This is a genomic window from Roseofilum capinflatum BLCC-M114, from assembly GCF_030068505.1.
Taxonomy (GTDB): Bacteria; Cyanobacteriota; Cyanobacteriia; order Cyanobacteriales; family Desertifilaceae; genus Roseofilum; species Roseofilum capinflatum.
In genome coordinates this window covers 1-20793 of the sequence record NZ_JAQOSO010000101.1, presented here as the reverse complement: position 1 = coordinate 20793, position 20793 = coordinate 1, and the positions used below count along the sequence as shown (strand labels likewise).

Genomic DNA, 20793 nt, shown 5'->3' with positions numbered 1-20793 from the left:
ATACCCAAATCTAGGATACCCACAAATCAATATTGTAAACCCGCCCCATCCCCTCGATAAATGGTGATTAATTTGCGTTGATGGGTGGTGTAAGGGCGGGTTTATAGAGGTTATTGGTGGGTATTTTATATATGGGTAAAACCCGCCCCTACGGGTGATGAATGCAGTCATCAATACCATCTAACCTGTTGTTTAACTGTTGTTTAACCAAAGTGCTGTTCAATAAAATTGGTGTACACATTTCCTTCTAAAAACGCTGGAGTTTCCAGAATTTTCTGGTGAAATCCAATCGTGGTGGGTACACCGGTAATGGCACATTCTTGTAGAGCGCGTCTCATGCGACGGATGGCACTGTCTCGGTCTGCTCCCCAAACAATCAGTTTGCCAATCAGAGAATCATAATAGGGGGGAATTTCGTAATCAGTATAGACATGGGAATCAAACCGCACACCGGGGCCTCCAGGAACTAGATAGCCACTGATCCGGCCAGGATTAGGACGGAAATTATGATCGGGATCTTCGGCGTTTACTCGGCATTCGATCGCATGACCTTTGAGTTGAACCTCTTTTTGATTTAAGGATAATTTTTCCCCTTGGGCAATGCGAATTTGTTCGGCAATCAAATCGAGTCCGGTGACCATTTCTGTAACTGGATGTTCGACTTGAATCCGGGTGTTCATTTCCATGAAGTAGAAATTTCCCGATTTATCTAGTAAAAACTCGATGGTTCCGGCTCCAGTGTAGTTAATCGAACGAGCGGCTTTAATGGCTGCTTCTCCCATTTTTTGCCGGAGTTTGGGCGTTAAGGCGGGGCTAGGAGATTCTTCTAAAAGTTTTTGATGTCGTCTTTGAATCGAGCATTCCCGCTCCCCTAGGTGGATGACGTTACCGTAGGAGTCGGCTAAAATTTGGAATTCGATATGGCGGGGGTTTTCAATAAATTTTTCTAGGTAAACCCCCGCATTGCCAAAGGCGGCTTCGGCTTCTCCTTGGGCGGCTCGGAAGAGTTTAATCAGTTGACTCTCTTCCCGAACGAGGCGCATTCCCCGTCCTCCTCCGCCAGCCGTGGCTTTGAGCATGACGGGATAGCCAATGTCACGAGCGACGGAAATGGCTTGTCTTTCATCGGTTAAGAGTCCGTCACTACCGGGGACGGTGGGGACTTTGGCTTTTTGCATGGTGGCTTTGGCGGTGGATTTATCCCCCATGGCGATCATGGCTTCTGGGGTGGGGCCAATGAAGGTAATTTGGTGATCGGCGCAAATTTCGGCAAATTTGGCATTTTCGGCTAGAAAGCCATAGCCGGGATGAATGGCGGTGGCGTTTCGGGTGAGGGCGGCGGCGATAATGTTGGGAATGTTGAGATAGCTTTTGTTGCTGTTGGCTTCTCCAATACAAACGGCTTCATCGGCTAATTGTACATGGAGGGCATGGCGATCGATGGTGGAATGAACGGCAACGGTGGCAATGCCGAGTTCTTCACAGGTGCGGAGGATGCGAAGGGCAATCTCTCCTCGGTTGGCAATCAGGATTTTTGAAAAGGTCATCTTCAAGTTTTTGAGCGTGATATATGCAGTTAGAATAGGAGGTTTGGGGGCCTTTCTGGAAGATCTTTTTTTCTCATGGGTGCGATCGCCGTTTACTTATGCTCTCAGTTATGCTACTATGGAAAACTGTGAGAGATCCTCACCAGTTGCAAGCGGATGTGGCGGAATTGGTATACGCGCACGTTTGAGGGGCGTGTGGCTTGTCCTTGCGAGTTCGAGTCTCGCCATCCGCATGAATAGCATAATCAATATCGCCATTATCAATCACAATGATTGTAGGGGCGAACGGCCGTTCGCCCCTACAGGCAGATACAGCACTTTGCTCTGTTATGGAATACAGGGTTGAGAGATCAAAACCTTTTGCAACAAGACTTTTGCCTTTTGCCTCTTGCCTTTTGCCTAGCGCGAAGCGCTGTATCCCTATCTCACGATCGCCGGTAAGCCAGGGCGAAGCGTTCGATTCCGGCTAAGTCCTTGTGGATTTGAATCGGGTGATAATTGCCATTATCGATGAGTAATTGTTGTACTTCTTCGGCTTGTCCAGCCATCATTTCCACCAGCCATAACCCTCCGGGTTGCAAATAGTCAGGAGCAGAGTTAACGAGGGTACGAATACAGTCTAAGCCGTCTGAGCCACCATTGAGGGCAAGATGGGGTTCATGGTGGGCGACTTCCGGTTGTAACTCGTCAATTAAGGCTGTGGGAATGTAGGGAGGGTTGGCAACCATGGCGATCAGTTGCCCTTTGAGGTGTTCTAGGGGAGTGAACCAGTCGCCCTGATAAAACTGAATGCGATCGCTAAAGGGAGAGTTAGCGGCATTTCTGCGGGCGATCGCCAATGCTTCTAAACTGCGATCGACTGCATGAACCGTAATGTGGGGGAAAGCGTGGGCTAACCCGATCGCGATCGCCCCGCTTCCTGTACCCAAATCTGCCCAATTTCCACCCCTTTGCGCTACATCAGAAGCCAATACCAAATCAATCACCAGTTCCGTTTCTGGACGGGGAATTAACACCCCTGGAGCCACCTGTAACTTAAAATTTCGCCAACTTAATTCCCCAATCAAATACTGGAGGGGAACCCTAGAGTCAAGGCGCTGTTGCCAGAGTTGCTTAATTTCCAACCAAGGACGAGCCAAAGGGATATCGGGAACCGACTTAAACGACTCTAGGCGTAAACTGAGAGAATCGAGACTAGAGAGCGATCGCAGCAACCCATCCACCTCAGACGGCGGAATATTAGCGGCGATCGCCTCTTGCTGTGCCTGTTTTCGCCAAGCTGCCAACTCTAATCCCGAAACCATCGCTCACGAGTTTCCTTAATTTCCCGACTGGCGGCGTTCCATTTCTCGTTGCAGAAACTGACGAGATTCGGGTGTCGGAATTAACTCAACTTTTTGCAAAAATGGATCATCCTCGGTGATCAACAAATCCATCAATCGCTCTAGAGTCGTCACTTGGACTACAATCTGGGAACTGGCATCACTATTCTGTTTTTGATACTCTGCTAGAGCTTGCTCCAGGTCTCCATGGTCAAAGAAAGCCAAAACCGCTTGGCGATCGCCATTTTGAATCGTCAAATAGCCCTGATCTTCCCCCGCTTTCGCCATAAACAGAGGCACACCCCGAAACTCATTCGCTAATTCGGCATCTCCCTGTTGTTGCAACACACTCCGAGCTTGATCGACCTGTTCATCCTTGGGCTGAAACTGAAAAATCAACGGCTCTTCTGCATCCTTATATTCCTGATGTAACTTATACACCTCACTTAACGGAATCGCCCGCGCATCCATCCCTTGAGGAATATCAGGATTCTGTTCCCGCACCTGAGCTAAAAAGCTTTGGGCATCCGTTTGACTAATAAACACACGAGTTAAAGAGATTCTTCCCTGATCGGGATTCTCTTGATTGCGGGGTACTGAAACCGTCAGTAAAACACCTTGTTCATCACTAATGGCATACACCGGAACACCCGCTAACTTTCTCTCTATTTGCGCTTCAGGAATAGCAATAGCGGCTGGGGGCATCAAGCTCATCCCAACCACAGGACTCAATAGTAGAGTTCCCATCAAACTTACGCGAGTTCCCCATTGAACCAATGATTGAATCAACCTTCTTTACCTCAATATTCATGGATTTACATAGCAATTCCACCCTAAATCTTAGGGGGAATTTTGATTCTGTGCCAGTTTATAGACTCTATACTTCTGACTCGAACCCCTCCCATTGAGTTCCAAAACCCAGTTCCTATCACACCCTCTAGGGTTCCAAGGGGCCAAACACCATCTGAAGCACCATAGGTTTTCCCCCTTCTTCATGGTAGCGGTCTGCCCAAGCCCGAATTACTTCATCGAGTTCTTCCATAGCTTGTTCATAGCGTTCTGGGGGAATATCCATTTCTTCCAGGAGACGCATAACACGGGGTTTTTCCTGGGTCGGACTTTCTGCCCACTCTTGCATCAGTTGAAAATAGCGGGCGGTATCTTCCACTAAGACATATTTGCGCTCTTCTTCATCAATGGGAGTATAGGTAGAGCGGGTGAGGGCATAGTAGGGCATTCCCCAAGGCACATCGATACGAGTAACTGTGCCCGAATACATCAGACGGCGCTTTATATGTTCGGCTAGAGCTTCGCTGAGGGGAAGTTGTCGGTCAGAGGGAAGATTCGAGTCTTGTTGCGATCGCGTATGCAAATATTCAATCAGATCCATAAACTGGAATGAGGGAATCACTTGGGCATCCGGCAGATGGGGGGGCAGTTTAGCTTCAATATCTTGTTTTTCTTCCGAAACTAAATTATTACCTAAAACGCGAGATTTTCCCGGTTGCCAAGGATATTTTTCCATCCACACATAAGGGAATTGAATTAGATAGCGGGGTTCAGTAGACCCCAACATTTTCAGCAGTTTTCCTTCCGTCAGAGCTTGCCGGACTTCTTCGACAATGACTTTCACTCGTTTGGGTTCAATGTGGTGCAAATGCCCCGTCATCCGCAGGTTTTGCCCCTGCTCCATGTAGGTTGTATAAATCGCGCATTTAGCAGCCGTAGCAGCCGCATCTAAGAAAGCCCCATGGCGATGGCCACTATTCCTCATAGCAATAAAGGCTAGATATAACAGGATCTGATCCATCGCACTCGGACCCAGACGTTTAATCAGATCATTTTCATTAGTCATATCACTTCTAAAATCCGGCAAGGTTAACAATAGGGAAGGAATTGGGGAGCAAAAACAGGGCGCTTACCTCAGTTCGGATAAGCTTGAGTACCTTTATCCTAACTCATGATTGTCAGGAATAGGGAATAGGCAAAAGGCAAAAGGCAAAAGGCAATAGGCAAAAGGCAATAGGCAATAGGCAATAGGCAGTTCACCGTGTTTCCCATTGGGGGCCGGTGGGTGTACTTTGCAACTGCCAGAGGTGATCGCCATTTTCATACTCTAAAGTCCCTTCGTTTAGAGGTTGTTCGATCAGGGGAGATTCTAGAACTGGCCAGTTTGCGAGAGTTCTAACTTCACCGTTGATTCTCCCCAGTCCCTTACCACTTTTGGGAATATAGCTTAAGGATAATTCGGTAGACTCCGATGCATTTTCACTCGGTTTAGGTAAACTGCGATAGCTTAAACCTGTCTGGCTCAACTGGGGTTGGGTTTGGCTCAGAGCTTGCGTCAGTTCCCGGAAGCTCGAATAATCTTTAGTGGAAACACTTTCCGTAATCCAAGCTGTATTTTTGCCATGGGCCGCCAGCACTTGATAGTCTACTTGTTTACGGTGTTCAGAGACGGATGAGCGCCATTCGATCTGATCTCCCCAGGGACGAGCTAACAGCCAGGTATTTTCAACTTGCCAAATATACCAGTCCTGATATCGTTGAGGTTCGCCATAGCGTGAGGGTAAAACCAGATGGGATAAGGGGGGAACTCCAGCAGCCAAATCTTCACGAGAAAGGCGCAGTTGGTAGAGGACAGTTCCTTGATGTTGCAAATATTGATCCCCCGGTGAGCTACCGGTGGCCATGGGAGTGTGGTAGGTTCCGGCTAAGGAGATGACAGCATTATTCTTGCCTTGGGGGTCTCGCACCACTAATTTATAGGTGGCATACTGGGCGTTAATGGTTCCTTTGACTTGATAGGAACGGCGAGAATTAATGAGTGTACTTAAACTGTAATCTGGGGTGATATAGAAGGTTTCCCAAAACTGATTATCCTGGTGATAGGAATAGTAGGCGGGATGGCTGGCTTGCAGTTCAAAGGGTAGGGTAATCTTTTTCTGGGCAATCGTCCTTAAATGTTCGGGAGGGCGATAGGTACTCAAGGCGGCTGGAAGTCCGACTCTGGCAGCACCTGATCGAATGCGTTCAGCCGTTTCTGGCTGGTCTCCCCACCACATCCAAGCCACGGCTGCTAATTCGCTCTGATCCCAGGTTCCTCGGTCAAATCCGCGACTTTCTGCCCCGCCTGCGGTTCCCCAACTTAACCTCAGAGCCATATTGGTGGCTAACCAGTCTAGGGCAGCTTTGGCTAAGGCTTGGCGTTCTGGGGTTTGGGCAAAATCGTAGAGATTGAGCAGTCCGGCGATCGAATAGCCATAATAGGTAGAGGAGTGAAATTCCCCTTGGCCAATGGTGAGAAATTTGTTAATTTCCGATCGCAACCAAGCCTCGTTCGTTGCCTCAGTTGCCGGATAAGCCATCGGCCAACCGCTCCCATCCATCAAGGCTAACCCCGAAACGCGCTGCATAAACATATGGTTCTCGGTTCCTGCCTCATTCCACTCTTGCACTCGCTTGCTGTCGAGTTGACTGCGATAGTCTGCTTCTAAGGCTTGGGGTAAATTTGCGCCAAACTGAAACAGGATACGAATGTCAAAAATACTGCGGAAGTGATAGAGATCGGTTTTGGCTTCATTAAGTCGTTGTAGGGCTTGCCAGGTGGTTTCGGCATTATATTCATTGGGAAGCGACAGACGGGCAAGGATGACCGGCAGCAGGTATTTATGGGGGTCGCCTATACTCCGCTTTTGCCACCAGATTTCTAGGTCTTCTAAATCTTGGGAAGCAATCTGTTGCCGCAGGGCAAGACTTCTGGCTTCAAAGTTAGAGGCTTCTTCTTCTGAAACGGGGGATTGGTGTTCAACAGAGGGGGTAGGATGAGTCCCGGTGAGCAAACCTAGGAAGAGGAGAGTGAGGGTAGAGAATTTAAGGAATTTCATGCACTCTAGCTAATTGATAAAATGCTTTAGTTATGTTGATGCACTACAGGAGTCTAGGGGTTCAAAAATGACTTCAATTAAATATAACTGATGGATTTCCGTTGGCTCAAAAGCGTAAGATCGCACACTTTGTAACGCTGCTTCATTTAAGATGGCATATCCTGTGCTTTGAATTAACTTGGCTTCTCGTATAATTTCGCCTTCAGGATTCACTAATACGCCAATGGTGGCTCGTCCTTGCAGTTGGCTTCGACAGGCAAGTTCGGGTAGGGGCACGTTTAGCTCTTTCTGTTTCCAACCGGAAGTATTGTCTTCATTTTTATACCGATCGGGAATGTTGTTAAACCAGGATTCTAGGGCGGCGGTGGCTTCTTGATCGCTGGTTCCTTCTGGATTATAGGCGATCGCCTCTCGCAAGGCTTGAATTTCTGCTAACAGGGGATCGTCAGGTTCTGGGGTTGCCTCGGGTTCTGGCGTTTCTTCTTCTGGGGGAAGCGCAGTTACAGGAGAAGATTCGGGTTCTGGGATTTCCTCTTCTGGGGGAACAGCAGCAACAGGAGAAGATTCGGGTTCTGGGATTTCCTCTTCTGGGTTTTCTGAGGCTTCGGCTTGTTGGCGATATTGTTCTTGCCGACGACGCAAATCGGCGATCGCCGCTTCTGGTATGCTATCGGGTAATACGCCTGGCTCTTCTGGTTCTGGCTGTTCTTCTTCTCCTGTCGGCTCTGGAGGTTGGGGAGGTGAGGACGTTTCGGTGTTTTCTTCTGGGTTTTCTGCCAACCGATTAATCTCTAAATCCAAATCGGATGGAGGTAGCACCGGCAAAGGATTGGCATCATCATAAACCGGAGGACTCGACGGAGGGGGCGGGGGTAAAGTGGGGATAACTAAAGGCTCTCGGTAAGGAGGAGTCGAAGAAATGGGAGGCAGTTGCAACACTGGAGGCGGGGGTAACTCCAGAGAAGCGCGAGGTGGGGGTAAGACAAAGGAAGAGGGATTTTCGGCACTGGAACTATTCGCCGAAGGATTCCCTGGAGGGTTGGGAAGGGGTTGCTGTTGCCAAGCTTCTGGATTAATGGGAGGGAGCGTCAGTTGGGAGGGGCTGTTGAGATTGGGTAGGCGCTCCAATTGTTCGGGAGTCAGCTCGACTAAATCAACGGCATCGAGGGAGGGGCGTGGACTGCCACTTCGGATGGGGATGTTAATCCACAATAGGCCATGAAAGGCAACGGAGGCGATCGTGGCAATCCAAAAGGGTTGGAGAGCGGGTTGACGTTGCTGAGGAAACAGGGGAGAGTAGGTCATGAGAGTTCAGAGTTAGCTAGGTCGGGGCGGCTTTTACTGTATTGCGATCCTAACCGCTATACTACAGATCTTGGCTAATTACAACGTAATTCATTGTGCAACCGGTTGATTTTACTACTTTAATGGCGATTTGTGCTGATTTGCGCGATCGCTGGTTACCGGCTCGCTTAGAGCAGGTGTTTCAACAGGATCGCTTTATGCTATCCCTTGCCCTGCGGACGCTTCAGGGGCGGGGATGGTTAACGCTCTGTTGGCATCCGCAAGCGGCCCATTTAGCCATCAGTAAGCCGCCTCCGAAAGCACCGGATACGTTTACGTTTAGCGACCAATTACGCCATCAACTCAATGGGTTAGCTCTGGTTGCTATTGCGGAAATTGCCCCTTGGGAGCGGGCTGTTGATTTGCAGTTTGCCCAACGACCGGGCGATCCGATTCTCTGGCATTTGATTGTGGAGGTGATGGGGAAGTATAGTAACGTGATTTTGCTCAATCAGGAGCATATGATTGTTACGGCGGCCCATCAGGTGAGCGAGCAGCAGTCGAGTGTACGCCCCATTCTCACCGGACAACCCTATGTGAATCCCCCAGCCCTGACGAATCGGATACCGACGTTGGAAGAGTCATTCAGTGCTTTTCGGGAGCGGGTGGGATTGATTCCGGGGCCACTCAAGCGCCAATTACTGCAAAGTTATCGGGGGTTAAGTCCCCGGTTGATTGAGTCTTGGCTATCGGGGACGGCGATCGCCCCCCATCAACCGACGGACAGTTTAAGCGATGCCGATTGGTCTCTTTTATTTGAGCGCTGGCAATATTGGTTACAGAGTTTGCAAAAGGGAAGTTTTACGCCCGGATGGAATAAAAAGGGCTATACGGTGATGCCTTGGGATCGGGTGGAGGCAGTGGAGTCCGTACAAAATTTAATCAGTCGGTATTATACCGAGCAGCTCAACCGGCAACAGTTTAGTCAACTCCATCATCAACTTCAGCAAAAGGTGCGATCGCTCTTAGGCAAGCTCCATCAAAAGGCGCTGTTGTTCCGAGAGCGGTTGAATCAGTCTCAGGATGCCGATCGCTATCGCTATTTAGCCGATTTATTGATGGCCCACTTGTATGAATGGAAACCGGGAATGGAGGCGATCGAACTGGCTGATTTTGAAACCGGAAAACCGGTTAAAATTCCTCTCAATCCGGAAAAAAATGGCGTACAAAATGCCCAAGCTCTCTACAAAAAGCACCAAAAGCTCAAGCGCTCCCAACTCGCGGTTCAACCCCTCTTAGAAGCTGTTGAAGCGGAACAGCGCTATCTGGAACAAGTGGAAACCACCCTGCTACAAGTCTCTGAGTATGGCACGGCTGAGGATTTATCTATCCTCGAAGAAGTACGGGAAGAATTAATTGAACAAAAGTATTTAGACTCTCCAGACTCGGACTATCAACGCAGTCCCACCCACTCCCAACCCCATCGTTACCAAACCCCTAGTGGGTTTGAAGTTCTCGTCGGTCGCAATAATCGCCAAAACGATCGCCTAACTTTTAGACTGGCCGGAGCTTACGATCTGTGGTTCCATACCCAGGAGATTCCTGGAAGTCATATCTTGATGCGAGTTGATCCGGGACAGGTTCCCGATCCTGAAGACCTCCAGTTTGTGGCCAATCTAGCGGCCCATTATAGCCAAGGACGGCAGAGTAAGCAGGTTCCGGTGGTTTACACCGAGCCGAAATCGGTGTATAAACCAAAAGGCGCTCAACCGGGAATGGTGGTCTATAAGCATGAGCGGATTCTTTGGGGATGCCCCCAGGATGCAGTGGTGAAATAGAACTGCGATCTTTGATTATAAATAGTTATCAAAAGGGAAACTGTTAAGTATGAACTTTTATTAAAAAAAATCCGGTTCTCTGTTACGATTGGTAAAGAGAGACATAAGAGACCAATCCTCCTCGTGTTGTGGGAACGCGCAGTCAGGATTTTCGGAAACGACAATTGATATTCATGATATCGATTCAGCGCCAGCTAGGTTCTAGCTGGCTTTTTCTCATTATGGGGGGAACCCGATCGCCGCCCGATATAGCGCTTTCCGCTTCGCGGACATGAACGCGCTAGGGAATAGGGTTGTGGTACATGGCTTTGAGCCTTTAAGACTGTACACCATTACAGCGCTTCGCGCTGTAATGGCCGGATTTACCGCCGGTTTTTTCGATTAAATGGATGGATTCGATGGCGATCGCCTTATCTAAAGCTTTAGCCATATCATAGAGCGTCAGCGCTGCCAGGGAAACCGCCGTTAACGCTTCCATTTCCACCCCAGTTTCGGCGGTGGTTTTGACGGTGGCTACAATTTGATAACCGGGTAATTGGCGATCGGGTTTAATGTCCACTTCAATCTTTTGTAGGGGTAGGGGATGACAGAGGGGAATCAGTTGGGCGGTTTGTTTGGCAGCCATAATTCCTGCAAGTTTAGCAGTGGCGATAATGTCGCCTTTGGGGGCATTCCCGGCTAGAATCGCTTCTAAGGTGGCTGGTTGCATTCGCACTTGTCCACCGGCGATCGCCTTCCGCACCGTTGCGGGTTTTGCGGAAACATCCACCATCTGCACTTCTCCAGACTCATTCACATGGCTTAATTCGGAATTAGAACAATTTTCTTGTGTCATAAGCAATAAATGTGCTATATTAGTTTTCTAGACAGTTAAGGGCTTGTAGCTCAGTGGACTAGAGCACGTGGCTACGGACCACGGTGTCGGGGGTTCGAATCCCTCCTAGCCCGTTTCATTCAATTAACCCCATTGGCTCACTCGGTGTAGATCAGCAGTTGAACTGGATCGCCCCAAGTGAGCTTTAGTTCTTTTTGGGCATTGCCGCAATTCACGGCAATTTCTACCCAGCCATGGCTGCCGATGAGGGCGATCGCCTTTCCCGTGGGGAGATCGCTATAGGTTTGAGCGCCAACAATAATTTCTTCGTTTAAAATCACTGACCAGGGAATATCATTGACCACTTCTGCGGGAATATTGGTGACCAGGTTCCCAAAATGGTCAATGGATTGGATGACTCCTCGAATATAGTGTTTTTCTTGGGTATAGGGGGGAATAGAAAAATCGATTAGGGTATCGGGATCGATCAAATCGCCTAACTGCTCGATCGCTACCCCATTGGCTAAATGAGCGCCCGCAGGAGCAAAAATATCTCGGCCGTGGAAGGTGGCGCTGGGATGGGGCGATCGCCAATAGTCAGGATTGGTTAATTCAACGGCTTTAATGATGGGATGTTGGCTGAGAATGCCGCTAAATAAGCCATTATCGGGGCCGACTAAAAACCCTTGGGGCAGTTCTAGGGCGATCGTCCGGCGATCGGTTCCCACTCCCGGATCGACCACGGCCACATGCACCGTATAATCTGGAAAATAGGGATAGGCAGTCATCAGGGCAAACCGAGCAGCCGCTAAATTTTGCCCCGGTAGATCGTGGGTGAGATCGATGACTCTAATCTGGGGATTAATTTGGGCGATCGCCCCTTTCATCACTCCCACATAGGGATCTTGCAGACCAAAATCGGTTAATAAGGTCAAAATTCTGGGCATAGTCATTCCCCTCATTTAATCAGAAAAGACAACTTTCGGATGTAACCCCCACTCTAGATTCGTTTGTTTAAGTTCTCCCATACCCATAAATTCGCCGGTTGGGGAACTGACGCACACGACTCCCCCGGATAGATCTTCACCGGCGATCGGCAATTGTTGACCATGGAACCAGGAGCGCACTTGGGAGGTGGAGAGGATGCACTCTGGAAGATGACTTAAGGCACTGTGGGGAGAGATAGGGGTAAAGGTTTGCTGTTGTAGTTGTTGTTCTAATTCGTCAAGGGTAATACTTTCGTCTAAGCAAAATCCACTGCTTTGAGTGCGAGTCAGGTGGGCGAGGGTTGCGCCCGTGTTAACGTGATCGCCTAAGTCGCGGGCGATCGCCCGAATATAGGTTCCTGGCCCGCAAGAAATGGCCACATCCAGCTCTGGAAAGTCCCCCGGCCGCCAATCTAAGATGCTGATATCATACACTTCCACCGTTCGCGCTGGCACTTCAACCGTCTCCCCCTGTCTGGCAATTTTATATAAACGTTTTCCCCCCACCTGAATGGCGCTATAAATGGGGGGAATTTGCTCAATTTTGCCCCGAAATTGACTTAAAGCCCACTGAATTGACTCTAAACTTAAATCAGGAACCGGTTGAGAGGCGATCGTCTCTCCCTCTAAATCATCCGTTTGTGTCCGCACCCCAAAGCGAATTGTCGCCTTATAAGCCTTATCTTGAGGTAAAAACTGTAACAAACGGGTCGCTTTCCCCAGGGCCATCGGCAGAACTCCCACCGCCGCCGGGTCTAGGGTTCCCCCATGGCCAACCCGCTTAGTTCGTAACAAACGACGTACCCGCGCCACACAATCATGGGAAGTGTAACCAGGGGGTTTGTTAAGGTTGAGAAATCCAAACGTCATTCAGGGGATGGAACTGAGCTTCTCTCCCTAGATTACCCCAGATCGTGCTATATTACTCGATTGATTAAACAGGACTCAGCCCTGGGTTGAGGGTAGATCGATGAAAGGACGGATAAAATTGCCTTCTTTAGGGAATGGGATCAAAATTCTGGGAATCAACCTGGTTCTGATGTTCCTATTCTTAGAGGGCGTTTGTTTAGGTTTTTATGCCTCTCAACATCAACAACTGTATTATTGGCGATCGCCCCAGGACTCCACCAGCCCAGAAGACGATCCCATTAACCTCGATCAACAGGGTATTCGTTTAGAACAAAATATCACAGAAATCTTACATCCCTTTTTTGGCTATATCTCTAAACCCGGAAGCGGATTTGGCGGTTTTGAGTTTCAGTCCGTATTTCATGCCAATAATTATGGTTTGGTCTCCCAAGTTAATTATCCCTACATACGCCAAAATTCCAATCAGGTACTGGTGGGTATTTTTGGCGGTTCGGTGGCCACCTTTTATTATATGAATGAAATTGAAAACCCGACCCTCACCAGAACCCTACAAACCTTACCTCAATTTAGCGATAAAGAAATTGTCCTCTTGAATTTTGCCCAAGGGGGATATAAGCAACCCCAACAACTCCTAACCCTAAATTATTTCTTATCCCAAGGTCAAGAGCTAGATTTAGTCATTAATATTGATGGCTTTAATGAAGTCGCGATCGCCAACAATAATGTTAAAAAAAACATCGCCCCTTCCATGCCAAGCGCTCTGCAAGTCATGCCTCTCGTGCAGTTAGCCAATAATAACCTCTCGACAGCACAAATGAAAATCATGCTTGAGGTCATTGAAATTAAAGACAAACTCAAAGAGAGCTTACAAGCCCAAAAAGACTGCGCCTTGTCCTTGTGTTACGCTTGGGAACAGATCCGTTCAAGGGTTTTAATCAAGAACTATTACGATCGCCTCAAAGACTTTGAAGATCGGCGCAAAAAGTCTACCACCCCCGATGAATCTTTAATTTATCTCCAGCCTTGGGAGAGTCAAGGAAGACAAACAGATTATGAAAGAATGAGCCAAATATGGGTACAGTCTTCTTTAGCCATGTATTCAGTTCTGCAATCCCAGAATATTCCCTATTTCCATGTCTTGCAACCGAATCAATATCATTCTACTCAACGGCAGTTTAGTCCAGAAGAACAACAGCAATTTGCCCCAGAAAATAATACCCGTAATCCTTATGTTGATGGAGTAACATCCGGTTATCCCTATTTAGTCGCAGCCAGTGAGAAACTATTAGACACAGGGGTGTATTTTGTCAATGGGGTCACTGCTTTTGATTCCGAGACCGATACCGTTTATATTGATACCTGTTGCCACTATAATCAAAAAGGAAGAAATATTTTTGCTAACTTTGTGGCCAGTCAAATTGCCCTGACCCTCAGTCAATCGAATCTATAGCGATCATGGTGAAGTTTGAGCCAAAATGGATTAAAGTTATTTTAATCAATATCAGCACTATTGTAGTGTCTTTAGAGCTGCTATCCCTTGGATGGTATGGACTGACAAGGTGGCAGTTTTTTTATACACGCTCCCCAGCCTCGAACCCAACCTATTCCCAACTGGAGGAAAGGGAAAATACGGGAATTGAGTTGAAAGATAGTTTACAGTTACGATTACACCCTTATTTTGGCTATACTGATTTTAAGCCAGAAGAGCCAACGATTAATAATTATCAATTTGGTTCACCCAGGGATTATCCTGTGCTGAAAGAAAACGATCGCCAGTATCTGATCGGTATTTTTGGCGGATCGGGTGCGGTGGCGATCGCCAATACGGAAGCTCAGTATCAAATTATCACCAATACACTCCAGCAACTTCCCCAATTTGCGGATCGAGAAATTATGATCTTAAATTTTTCCCAGGGAGGCTATAAACAACCTCAGCAATTATTAGTCTTCAACTATTTTTTATCCCTGGGACAATCTTTTGATATGGTGATTAACATTGATGGCTTTAATGAAGTTGCCTTATCGAGCCTTAATTATCCCGAAAATATCCACTTATCCTTACCCAATGCTTCCTTGATGAAAGCCCTAGTCAATTTGGGAAATCATCAATTCTCCGATAAAGATCTACAAATAGCGATTAAAACCCGTGAATATAATGCTACCCTTCGCAGTCTCCAAAGTCACCAAAATACTTGTTGGTTTGCACTATGTTATATGGGTCATCAATTTTACGATCAAATCTTGCGGTTCGACTATCAACAGTTCTTAAAACAGCAGCAAAAGAAAACTTCAGAACAACTCATGTTAGATCCTACGTCTAACGCCTTTAGCCTGTTTTATCTCAATCCCCCCGATCCAGAAACAACACCCGAAAATCTCTATTCTAAAATCGCGCAAACTTGGGTAAACAGTTCTGTTTTAATGCATCAAACTTTAACAAGTCAAAATGGGCTATACTTCCATTTTCTGCAACCGAATCAATATTATCTGACCCAACGTCAATTTACTCCCCAAGAGCAAAAAGAAGCTATTAATCCAGAACAAGTTTATGCTGAACCCGTCAGACAGGGTTATCCGGTTTTAATCGATGCTATCGATCAATTACAACAAAATGGGGTCAATGTTTTCAATGCGGTAACCATTTTTGATGCTGAAGCTCAACCGGTATATAAGGATGATTGTTGCCACTACACTATTCTGGGTAACCAACTTTTTTCCCGATATATTGCTAACCGTATTGTCGAAACCTTGCAAGGGGAGGAAAAATCCGCAACCCTTCAAACTAAATCAAAGAACTTGGCAATAAACAACCCATAAAAGACAAAAAACAACAGACCTTCCCATTGAGTAATATTTTTATCCTGGGTAACCGTATAAAATAAAAGAGTTCCGGCGGCAAAAAACGGTAAGCCAATAATGAGTAAATCTTGGTTGATTTCTAATTCGGCAATTAATCCGGGAATTCCCATAACGACTAGGGAGTTAAAGATGTTAGAGCCAACTACATTTCCTAGGGCCATTTCTGCATTGCCTTTGCGGGCTGCATTTAAACTAACAATTAATTCCGGTAAAGAGGTTCCTAGGGCTACAGCGCTAACGGCAATAATATGTTTTCCTATATTTAATTCTTCTGATATTTTGGTGACGGATTGAATGGTGTAATTTGCACCAAAATATAATCCAATACAACTAACAATTAAAATAAGGGTTGCTTTAATGGGAAACGTTTGGGGACGAGGGTTGTCTATATCGTCTTCTTCGCTGCGATGACTGAGGGTGTAGAAAAGGTAAACGATATATCCAAGAATACAAAAAATGGCTTCACCTTGGGAAAATTGTTGATTAATTACAGCGAGAATGAGAAGTAAGGCTGAACCTAACAGTAGGGGGAGATCAACTCGGGTTAAATCGTATTCTAGAATAATTCCTTTACTAACAACGGCTGCGACTCCGACAATGAGGAAAATGTTGGCAATATTCGATCCGAGAACATTACCAAAAACAATTTCAGAAGAGTTATCGAAAACGGCAACGAGGGACGAGAGTAGTTCCGGTAGGGATGTGCCAACAGATAAGAGTAAGACTCCGACAATGAAGGAGGGAAAGCGGAAAAATAATCCTAAAACTTCGGCTGATTCGGTAAAATAGTCGGCGGATTTAATTAAGGCTGCTAAACTAATAACAAAAACTACAGACCACAGAAGAATTACAGATGTCATAGATCGGATAATTAAACAAAGAAAATTGAGGAACGATCTGGATCGGCGTAAAACCCGATCCAGTCTAGCTTGGGGAAGATGAAATGATACGTCAATCGATTCAATAAAGAGGAAAAAGGATGAACGCTTGTCTGATCTGCGACATCCTTCTTCCCCTGGGTTCCTGGTGTGGTCTATGCTTCATCGTAGGCTTCCATATCTAATAAATAGAGATAGGGTTGAACGATGTCTACCATTTCAGGACGCTGGAAGGCGATCGCCCGCAATAGATGCCAGTCCCTTAACCCTTCAAAAGCATTACTATACTCATCTTTTTCCAAACGGTTGGCGAGCATGGCGATATCTTCTGAAGTCATCTGAGAAATTGCCTGCTTGGAGATAGTGAGCATTGCCATAGTTGAGCCTCCCATTGCACCGTCTGTGTATCAACCCTATCTTATCCCATTTTAGATCTCTGGTTTTTATATCGCTGATGCAATGGGGATGTACAAGACGGGCTAACTTTCGGCGATCGCCTCCTCAGAAGTCGCCTCAGAGAGATCTCCCTCTAACAGATTGTCTCCTTTGAGCATCCGTTGAGCCGCTTCTAACAGGGCTTCCTCCAAATAAGGCTTGGTGAAATAGCCCTTGGCTCCCAAGGATGCCGCATGTTGCTGATACTTAGACGCACCCCGTGAGGTCAACATCGCCATGGGGATTTGCTTAAGTATTTCATCCCCCTGAAGACGCTCTAACAACTCCAAACCGTTGAGTTTGGGCATCTCAATATCACAGAAAATCATGTCACACGGCAAACCTGCTCGCAATTTCTCCCAAGCATCTAATCCATTTCGAGCCTGTTCTACCCGATATCCAGACTTCACAAACGTCATCGATAACAGCTCGCGCACCGTAATTGAGTCGTCCACAATTAACACTGTCGGTTCAGACTTGTCAATCGGTTCCGGTTCAGGGGGAACCACTTCTTCCCACATGCCAATATTCTGTCGAGAACGACCCATCGACAGGTCAATTAACTCTAGAACATCGGCGATCGGCATAATCCGACCATCTCCAAGTACCGTCGCTCCCGCTACACCCACCGGTTTAGGAATCGGCCCTTCTAACTGCTTGATTACAATCTCTTGCTCTCCTAACACCTGATCCACCTGAAGCGCCAAATACTGACCCGCACTTCGCAAAATCACAATTGAGATAATGTCATCCTCGCTCGAACCAGCAAACACTCGTCCCCGGCCAATCGTTCGGTTATACTGCAACAACTCTGAGAGGGGCCTAAAAGGTAGCTCCGTATCCCGCCATTTAATACAATTGACTCCCTCTGAATTTTCATAAATCCGCTCTTTGGGAACATCGAGCATGTCTTCCACCCCATCCATGGGGAAGGCAATTCTGGCATGGTTACTAATACAACTGAGTGCCTTAGAAATACTCAAGGTTAACGGCAAACGAATGGTAAAAGTTGTCCCTTGTCCTTCTGCTGAGTCGGTTGTAATCACCCCGCGAATGTCTCGAAGCGCCACTCGCACTACATCCATCCCTACCCCTCGACCGGCGAAATTATCCGCCTGATCCTTGGTACTAAACCCAGGATGGAACAACAAATCGTAGATATCTAAACGAGACATGGATTGGGCTTCTTGAGGGGTAATTAAACCTTTTTCCAGAGCTTTCCCTTTGACTCGCTCGATATTAATTCCCGCACCATCGTCAGAAACGGAAATTACTGTTTGGTTTCCTTGGTGGAACGCTCTAACCGTAATCTTACCGGCTGGAGGTTTGCCCAACTGCTTACGCTTCTCTGGGCTTTCAATCCCGTGGGTCATGGCATTATTGATCAGGTGAGTCATCGGATCGAATAACTGCTCTTGAATCATTTTGTCGATCAGAGTGTCTTTCCCTTCGATCTGAATTTCTGCCTGCTTCTTCAAACCGGTGGCAATGCGCCGTACTGCTCCCGGTAGGCGATCGGCCGTTTGTGCAAAGGGAACCATTCGCGTCCGGGTTAACCCTTCTTGTAGCTGGGTGGTGACTTGGCGGAATTGGCGCGTCACTTGATCGGTTTCTTCGACAATAAACTCGATATCAGACGAAGACTCCCGTACCCGGACAATTAACTCAATAGTTTCTTGGGACAGAGTATGGAAGGGAGTAAACCGATCCATTTCAATATGATCCCAACCATCATTTTGGCCCGACTCTCCCGATCCATTTCCACCAGAGAAGGAGCTACGATTACTGTGACGAGAACTCAGCAGTGCGGACTCTAGAAGACTACGCTCGTAAAGATCGCGCATTTTGCCCCCCACATCACTCAGTTGCTGCACCAAGTACAGCAAGTTATCTAAACATTGGCGCAGTCGTTCCTGGTTCTGCTCTAAGCTGTTGCGGTTCACCACCAATTCCCCAACCAAGTTACTGAGGTTATCGAGTTGTTTGATGGGAACCCGCATATTTTGTTCAACTCGTTTCGTGGGTTTAGGCGATCGCGGCGTTGCCACATTAACCGTTGGCGGCCCCCCTAACACCTGATCTGTTTGATCTATCAGATCTCCCAGTTCACCAAAGATATCACCATCTTCAGTGTCTTGCACAACCTCCGCAGGTTTATGACTCACCGCTTGAGGCAAAGATGGACTCGGTAAAGTCACGGGTGCATCTAAAAACGCCTCCAACTGGGTAAAGATTTCAATATTTTCACGCTGCTCTTTCTCTTCTCCCAAAAAAGCCTCTAACTCTTGCCACCTCTCAGAAGACCCATCCGCAAGCGCTAAATCATCACCAAAATCTAAATTCTCTAAGGTATCACCCGTCCCCTCTAAATCCTCTCCAAACAAATTCAGCTCATCGAGATCCTCAAGACTGCCTTCATCATCTAACTTTGCTTCTTCATCTGGAAATAAGGTTGACAGATCTTCCGGTTCATTTTCCTCCAACTCCAAGGAAAAATCTAAACCATCGAGATTTTCAGACGTTTCTTCCACCACCGGTTCATCAAGATCTAAGCTATCCCCAAATTCCAACTCATCCATTTCTTGGATTAATGTACTTTCACTCGGATCTGTATCAGTCATTTCATCCAATTCTGCATCTGCTGATTCAGAAGTCCAATCGAATAAATCTGCTGATTCAGAGGACTCACTTTCCTCTACACCTAAATCTAGCTCCATCTCCTCACCAATTGACTCCGAAGCATCCTCTTCTAAGCTCAACGCTTCTAAATCTGAAGACCCATCTAAATCCAGATCCATCTCCTCACCAATTGACTCCGAAGCATCCTCTTCTAAGCTCAACGCTTCTAAATCTGAAGACCCATCTAAATCTAGCTCCATCTCCTCACTAACTGACTCCGAAGCATCCTCTTCTAAACTCAACGCTTCTAAATCTGAAGACCCATCTAAATCCAGATCCATCTCCTCACTAACTGACTCCGAAGCATCCTCTTCTAAGCTCAACGCTTCTAAATCTGAAGACCCATCTAAATCCAGATCCATCTCCTCACCAATTGACTCCGAAGCATCCTCTTCTAAGCTCAACGCTTCTAAATCTGAAGACCCATCTAAATCCAGATCCATCTCCTCACCAATTGACTCCGAAGCATCCTCTTCTAAGCTCAACGCTTCTAAATCTGAAGACCCATCTAAATCCAGATCCATCTCCTCACTAACTGACTCCGAAGCATCCTCTCCTAAGTCCAGATCCTCTATCTCGGAGGGTTCTGACTCTAGGGATTCTAACTCTTGATTCACTAATTCTTCAGGTAAATTAGAGTCAGATTGATCTTCAACTTCCAATTGACTGCTTACTGCATCAACTTCAGAATCTTCGAGATCCTCCATCAAACTTTCTGCTTCGCTCAATTCTGGAGAAGGTTCAGTTTCTGCTGTAGTTTCTCCATCTCCATCATTTCCCATCCAATCTTCAGGATCACTAGACAATTGTCCCTCCTCAACATCCATAGAGGCTGCTTCAAAGAAGTCCTCTGAATCTATTGAGGCAGAATAAGAGGGAGTTGATGGACTAGAATCTGATATCTCAAAAAAGTCGTCAACAATTGTATCTGAATTCGATCCATTATCAGTTACATTTGAGGGTTCTGAACCCATCATTAAATCAAACTCATCCCTGTTTTCTTCTGACTCGCTTAAAACTTCTTCTGCCTCTTGATCTTCTAACTGTGGCATCATTTCAGTAGAACTCTCTAGTTCTTCTAATGCTTCTGAATCCACTTCATTCGGGTTCTCTACATCAGAAGATTCTAAATCTAAGTCAGTTGAAGATTCTTGTGATTCAAGTAAATCGTCACTCTCCGCACTGCTCTCTTGTGTTTTCTGAGTTGGAGAAAGCTCTTCTAAGTCTTCTGTGTCACTGAAATCCTCTAACTCTAGAGCGTCTTCTGTTGAGGATTCTTCTAATCCAAATATGTCTTCTGACTCGCTCTCTCCCGTTTCGTCTGCGAGAGACAGGTCTCCTAAGTCTTCTGTGTCACTGAAATCCTCTAACTCTAGAGCGTCTTCTGTTGAGGA

At 46.8% G+C, this 20793-nt stretch carries 15 protein-coding genes and 2 tRNA genes; 5 read left to right on the top strand and 12 right to left on the bottom strand.

All coding sequences use genetic code 11. From position 1 onward, the window contains the following. Positions 1-203 precede the first annotated feature (203 nt). The gene (accC, locus tag PMG25_RS19125) at positions 204-1547 is read right to left on the bottom strand and encodes an acetyl-CoA carboxylase biotin carboxylase subunit (protein ID WP_283768493.1); all 1344 of its coding nucleotides are present in this window, start codon (positions 1545-1547) and stop codon (positions 204-206) included. A gap of 152 nt (positions 1548-1699) precedes the next feature. Here accC and PMG25_RS19120 point away from each other — a divergent pair. Beyond that, positions 1700-1780 (top strand) — tRNA-Leu (locus PMG25_RS19120). A gap of 192 nt (positions 1781-1972) precedes the next feature. Here PMG25_RS19120 and prmC read toward each other — a convergent pair. From prmC to PMG25_RS19095, 5 genes are all read right to left on the bottom strand, one after another. Then, positions 1973-2851 carry a peptide chain release factor N(5)-glutamine methyltransferase gene (prmC, locus tag PMG25_RS19115; protein WP_283768492.1) on the bottom strand — a complete coding sequence of 293 codons (879 nt, stop codon included), beginning with the start codon at positions 2849-2851 and terminating at the stop codon, positions 1973-1975. Between the two features lie 15 nt (positions 2852-2866). Continuing rightward, positions 2867-3658 carry a Tic22 family protein gene (locus tag PMG25_RS19110; protein WP_283768491.1) on the bottom strand — a complete coding sequence of 264 codons (792 nt, stop codon included), beginning with the start codon at positions 3656-3658 and terminating at the stop codon, positions 2867-2869. A 148-nt stretch (positions 3659-3806) separates the two neighbouring features. Beyond that, the gene (hetR, locus tag PMG25_RS19105; protein WP_283768490.1) at positions 3807-4724 is read right to left on the bottom strand and encodes a heterocyst differentiation master regulator HetR; all 918 of its coding nucleotides are present in this window, start codon (positions 4722-4724) and stop codon (positions 3807-3809) included. 190 nt (positions 4725-4914) lie between these two features. Then, the gene (locus tag PMG25_RS19100; protein ID WP_283768489.1) at positions 4915-6756 is read right to left on the bottom strand and encodes a hypothetical protein; all 1842 of its coding nucleotides are present in this window, start codon (positions 6754-6756) and stop codon (positions 4915-4917) included. 30 nt (positions 6757-6786) lie between these two features. After that, the gene (locus PMG25_RS19095) at positions 6787-8061 is read right to left on the bottom strand and encodes an energy transducer TonB (RefSeq protein WP_283768488.1); all 1275 of its coding nucleotides are present in this window, start codon (positions 8059-8061) and stop codon (positions 6787-6789) included. A 95-nt stretch (positions 8062-8156) separates the two neighbouring features. Here PMG25_RS19095 and PMG25_RS19090 point away from each other — a divergent pair, with 95 nt between their 5' ends. Continuing rightward, positions 8157-9878: an Rqc2 family fibronectin-binding protein gene (locus PMG25_RS19090; protein ID WP_283768487.1), complete on the top strand. Its 1722-nt coding sequence runs from the start codon at positions 8157-8159 to the stop codon at positions 9876-9878. A 316-nt stretch (positions 9879-10194) separates the two neighbouring features. On the opposite strand, the gene moaC is transcribed toward PMG25_RS19090, so the two are convergent. After that, entirely contained in the window at positions 10195-10713 is a 519-nt protein-coding gene (moaC, locus tag PMG25_RS19085; RefSeq protein ID WP_283768486.1) for a cyclic pyranopterin monophosphate synthase MoaC, read from the bottom strand. Positions 10714-10752: 39 nt separating this feature from the next. Here moaC and PMG25_RS19080 point away from each other — a divergent pair. After that, positions 10753-10826, top strand: a tRNA-Arg gene (locus tag PMG25_RS19080). Positions 10827-10850: 24 nt separating this feature from the next. Here PMG25_RS19080 and PMG25_RS19075 read toward each other — a convergent pair. After that, a complete protein-coding gene (locus tag PMG25_RS19075; protein ID WP_347178883.1) occupies positions 10851-11645 on the bottom strand; it encodes an SAM hydrolase/SAM-dependent halogenase family protein in 795 nt (264 codons plus the stop codon). A 9-nt stretch (positions 11646-11654) separates the two neighbouring features. Next, the gene (gene truB / locus PMG25_RS19070; protein ID WP_283768484.1) at positions 11655-12548 is read right to left on the bottom strand and encodes a tRNA pseudouridine(55) synthase TruB; all 894 of its coding nucleotides are present in this window, start codon (positions 12546-12548) and stop codon (positions 11655-11657) included. Positions 12549-12648: 100 nt separating this feature from the next. Here truB and PMG25_RS19065 point away from each other — a divergent pair, with 100 nt between their 5' ends. Then, on the top strand, positions 12649-13998 hold the full coding sequence (locus tag PMG25_RS19065; RefSeq protein WP_283768483.1) for a hypothetical protein: 1350 nt from the start codon (positions 12649-12651) through the stop codon (positions 13996-13998). 5 nt (positions 13999-14003) lie between these two features. Further along, positions 14004-15365, top strand: coding sequence for a hypothetical protein (locus tag PMG25_RS19060; protein WP_283768482.1), 1362 nt, complete (start codon positions 14004-14006; stop codon positions 15363-15365). Here PMG25_RS19060 and PMG25_RS19055 read toward each other — a convergent pair. The 3 genes from PMG25_RS19055 to PMG25_RS19045 all read right to left on the bottom strand — a co-directional run bounded on the left by PMG25_RS19055 (position 15326) and on the right by PMG25_RS19045 (position 19923). Continuing rightward, positions 15326-16267 (bottom strand): calcium/sodium antiporter, encoded by a 942-nt coding sequence (locus tag PMG25_RS19055; RefSeq protein WP_283768481.1) that lies wholly within the window; start codon positions 16265-16267, stop codon positions 15326-15328. The two genes, PMG25_RS19060 and PMG25_RS19055, sit on opposite strands and share 40 nt — an antisense overlap. A gap of 173 nt (positions 16268-16440) precedes the next feature. Next, the gene (gene isiD, locus PMG25_RS19050) at positions 16441-16662 is read right to left on the bottom strand and encodes a protein IsiD (RefSeq protein WP_283768480.1); all 222 of its coding nucleotides are present in this window, start codon (positions 16660-16662) and stop codon (positions 16441-16443) included. A gap of 102 nt (positions 16663-16764) precedes the next feature. Further along, the gene (locus PMG25_RS19045) at positions 16765-19923 is read right to left on the bottom strand and encodes a hybrid sensor histidine kinase/response regulator (protein WP_430540979.1); all 3159 of its coding nucleotides are present in this window, start codon (positions 19921-19923) and stop codon (positions 16765-16767) included. Between the last annotated feature and the right edge of the window lie 870 nt (positions 19924-20793).

Coding starts and splice junctions, on each gene's coding strand:
- PMG25_RS19065 (WP_283768483.1), top strand. CDS start 12,649: ATGAAAGGACGGATAAAATTGCCTTCTTTAGGGAATGGGATCAAAATT.
- prmC (WP_283768492.1), bottom strand. CDS start 2,851: ATGGTTTCGGGATTAGAGTTGGCAGCTTGGCGAAAACAGGCACAGCAA.
- PMG25_RS19060 (WP_283768482.1), top strand. CDS start 14,004: ATGGTGAAGTTTGAGCCAAAATGGATTAAAGTTATTTTAATCAATATC.
- truB (WP_283768484.1), bottom strand. CDS start 12,548: ATGACGTTTGGATTTCTCAACCTTAACAAACCCCCTGGTTACACTTCC.
- accC (WP_283768493.1), bottom strand. CDS start 1,547: ATGACCTTTTCAAAAATCCTGATTGCCAACCGAGGAGAGATTGCCCTT.
- moaC (WP_283768486.1), bottom strand. CDS start 10,713: ATGACACAAGAAAATTGTTCTAATTCCGAATTAAGCCATGTGAATGAG.
- PMG25_RS19095 (WP_283768488.1), bottom strand. CDS start 8,061: ATGACCTACTCTCCCCTGTTTCCTCAGCAACGTCAACCCGCTCTCCAA.
- PMG25_RS19100 (WP_283768489.1), bottom strand. CDS start 6,756: ATGAAATTCCTTAAATTCTCTACCCTCACTCTCCTCTTCCTAGGTTTG.
- PMG25_RS19045 (WP_430540979.1), bottom strand. CDS start 19,923: ATGGATCTGGATTTAGATGGGTCTTCAGATTTAGAAGCGTTGAGCTTA.
- PMG25_RS19075 (WP_347178883.1), bottom strand. CDS start 11,645: ATGACTATGCCCAGAATTTTGACCTTATTAACCGATTTTGGTCTGCAA.
- isiD (WP_283768480.1), bottom strand. CDS start 16,662: ATGGCAATGCTCACTATCTCCAAGCAGGCAATTTCTCAGATGACTTCA.
- PMG25_RS19055 (WP_283768481.1), bottom strand. CDS start 16,267: ATGACATCTGTAATTCTTCTGTGGTCTGTAGTTTTTGTTATTAGTTTA.
- hetR (WP_283768490.1), bottom strand. CDS start 4,724: ATGACTAATGAAAATGATCTGATTAAACGTCTGGGTCCGAGTGCGATG.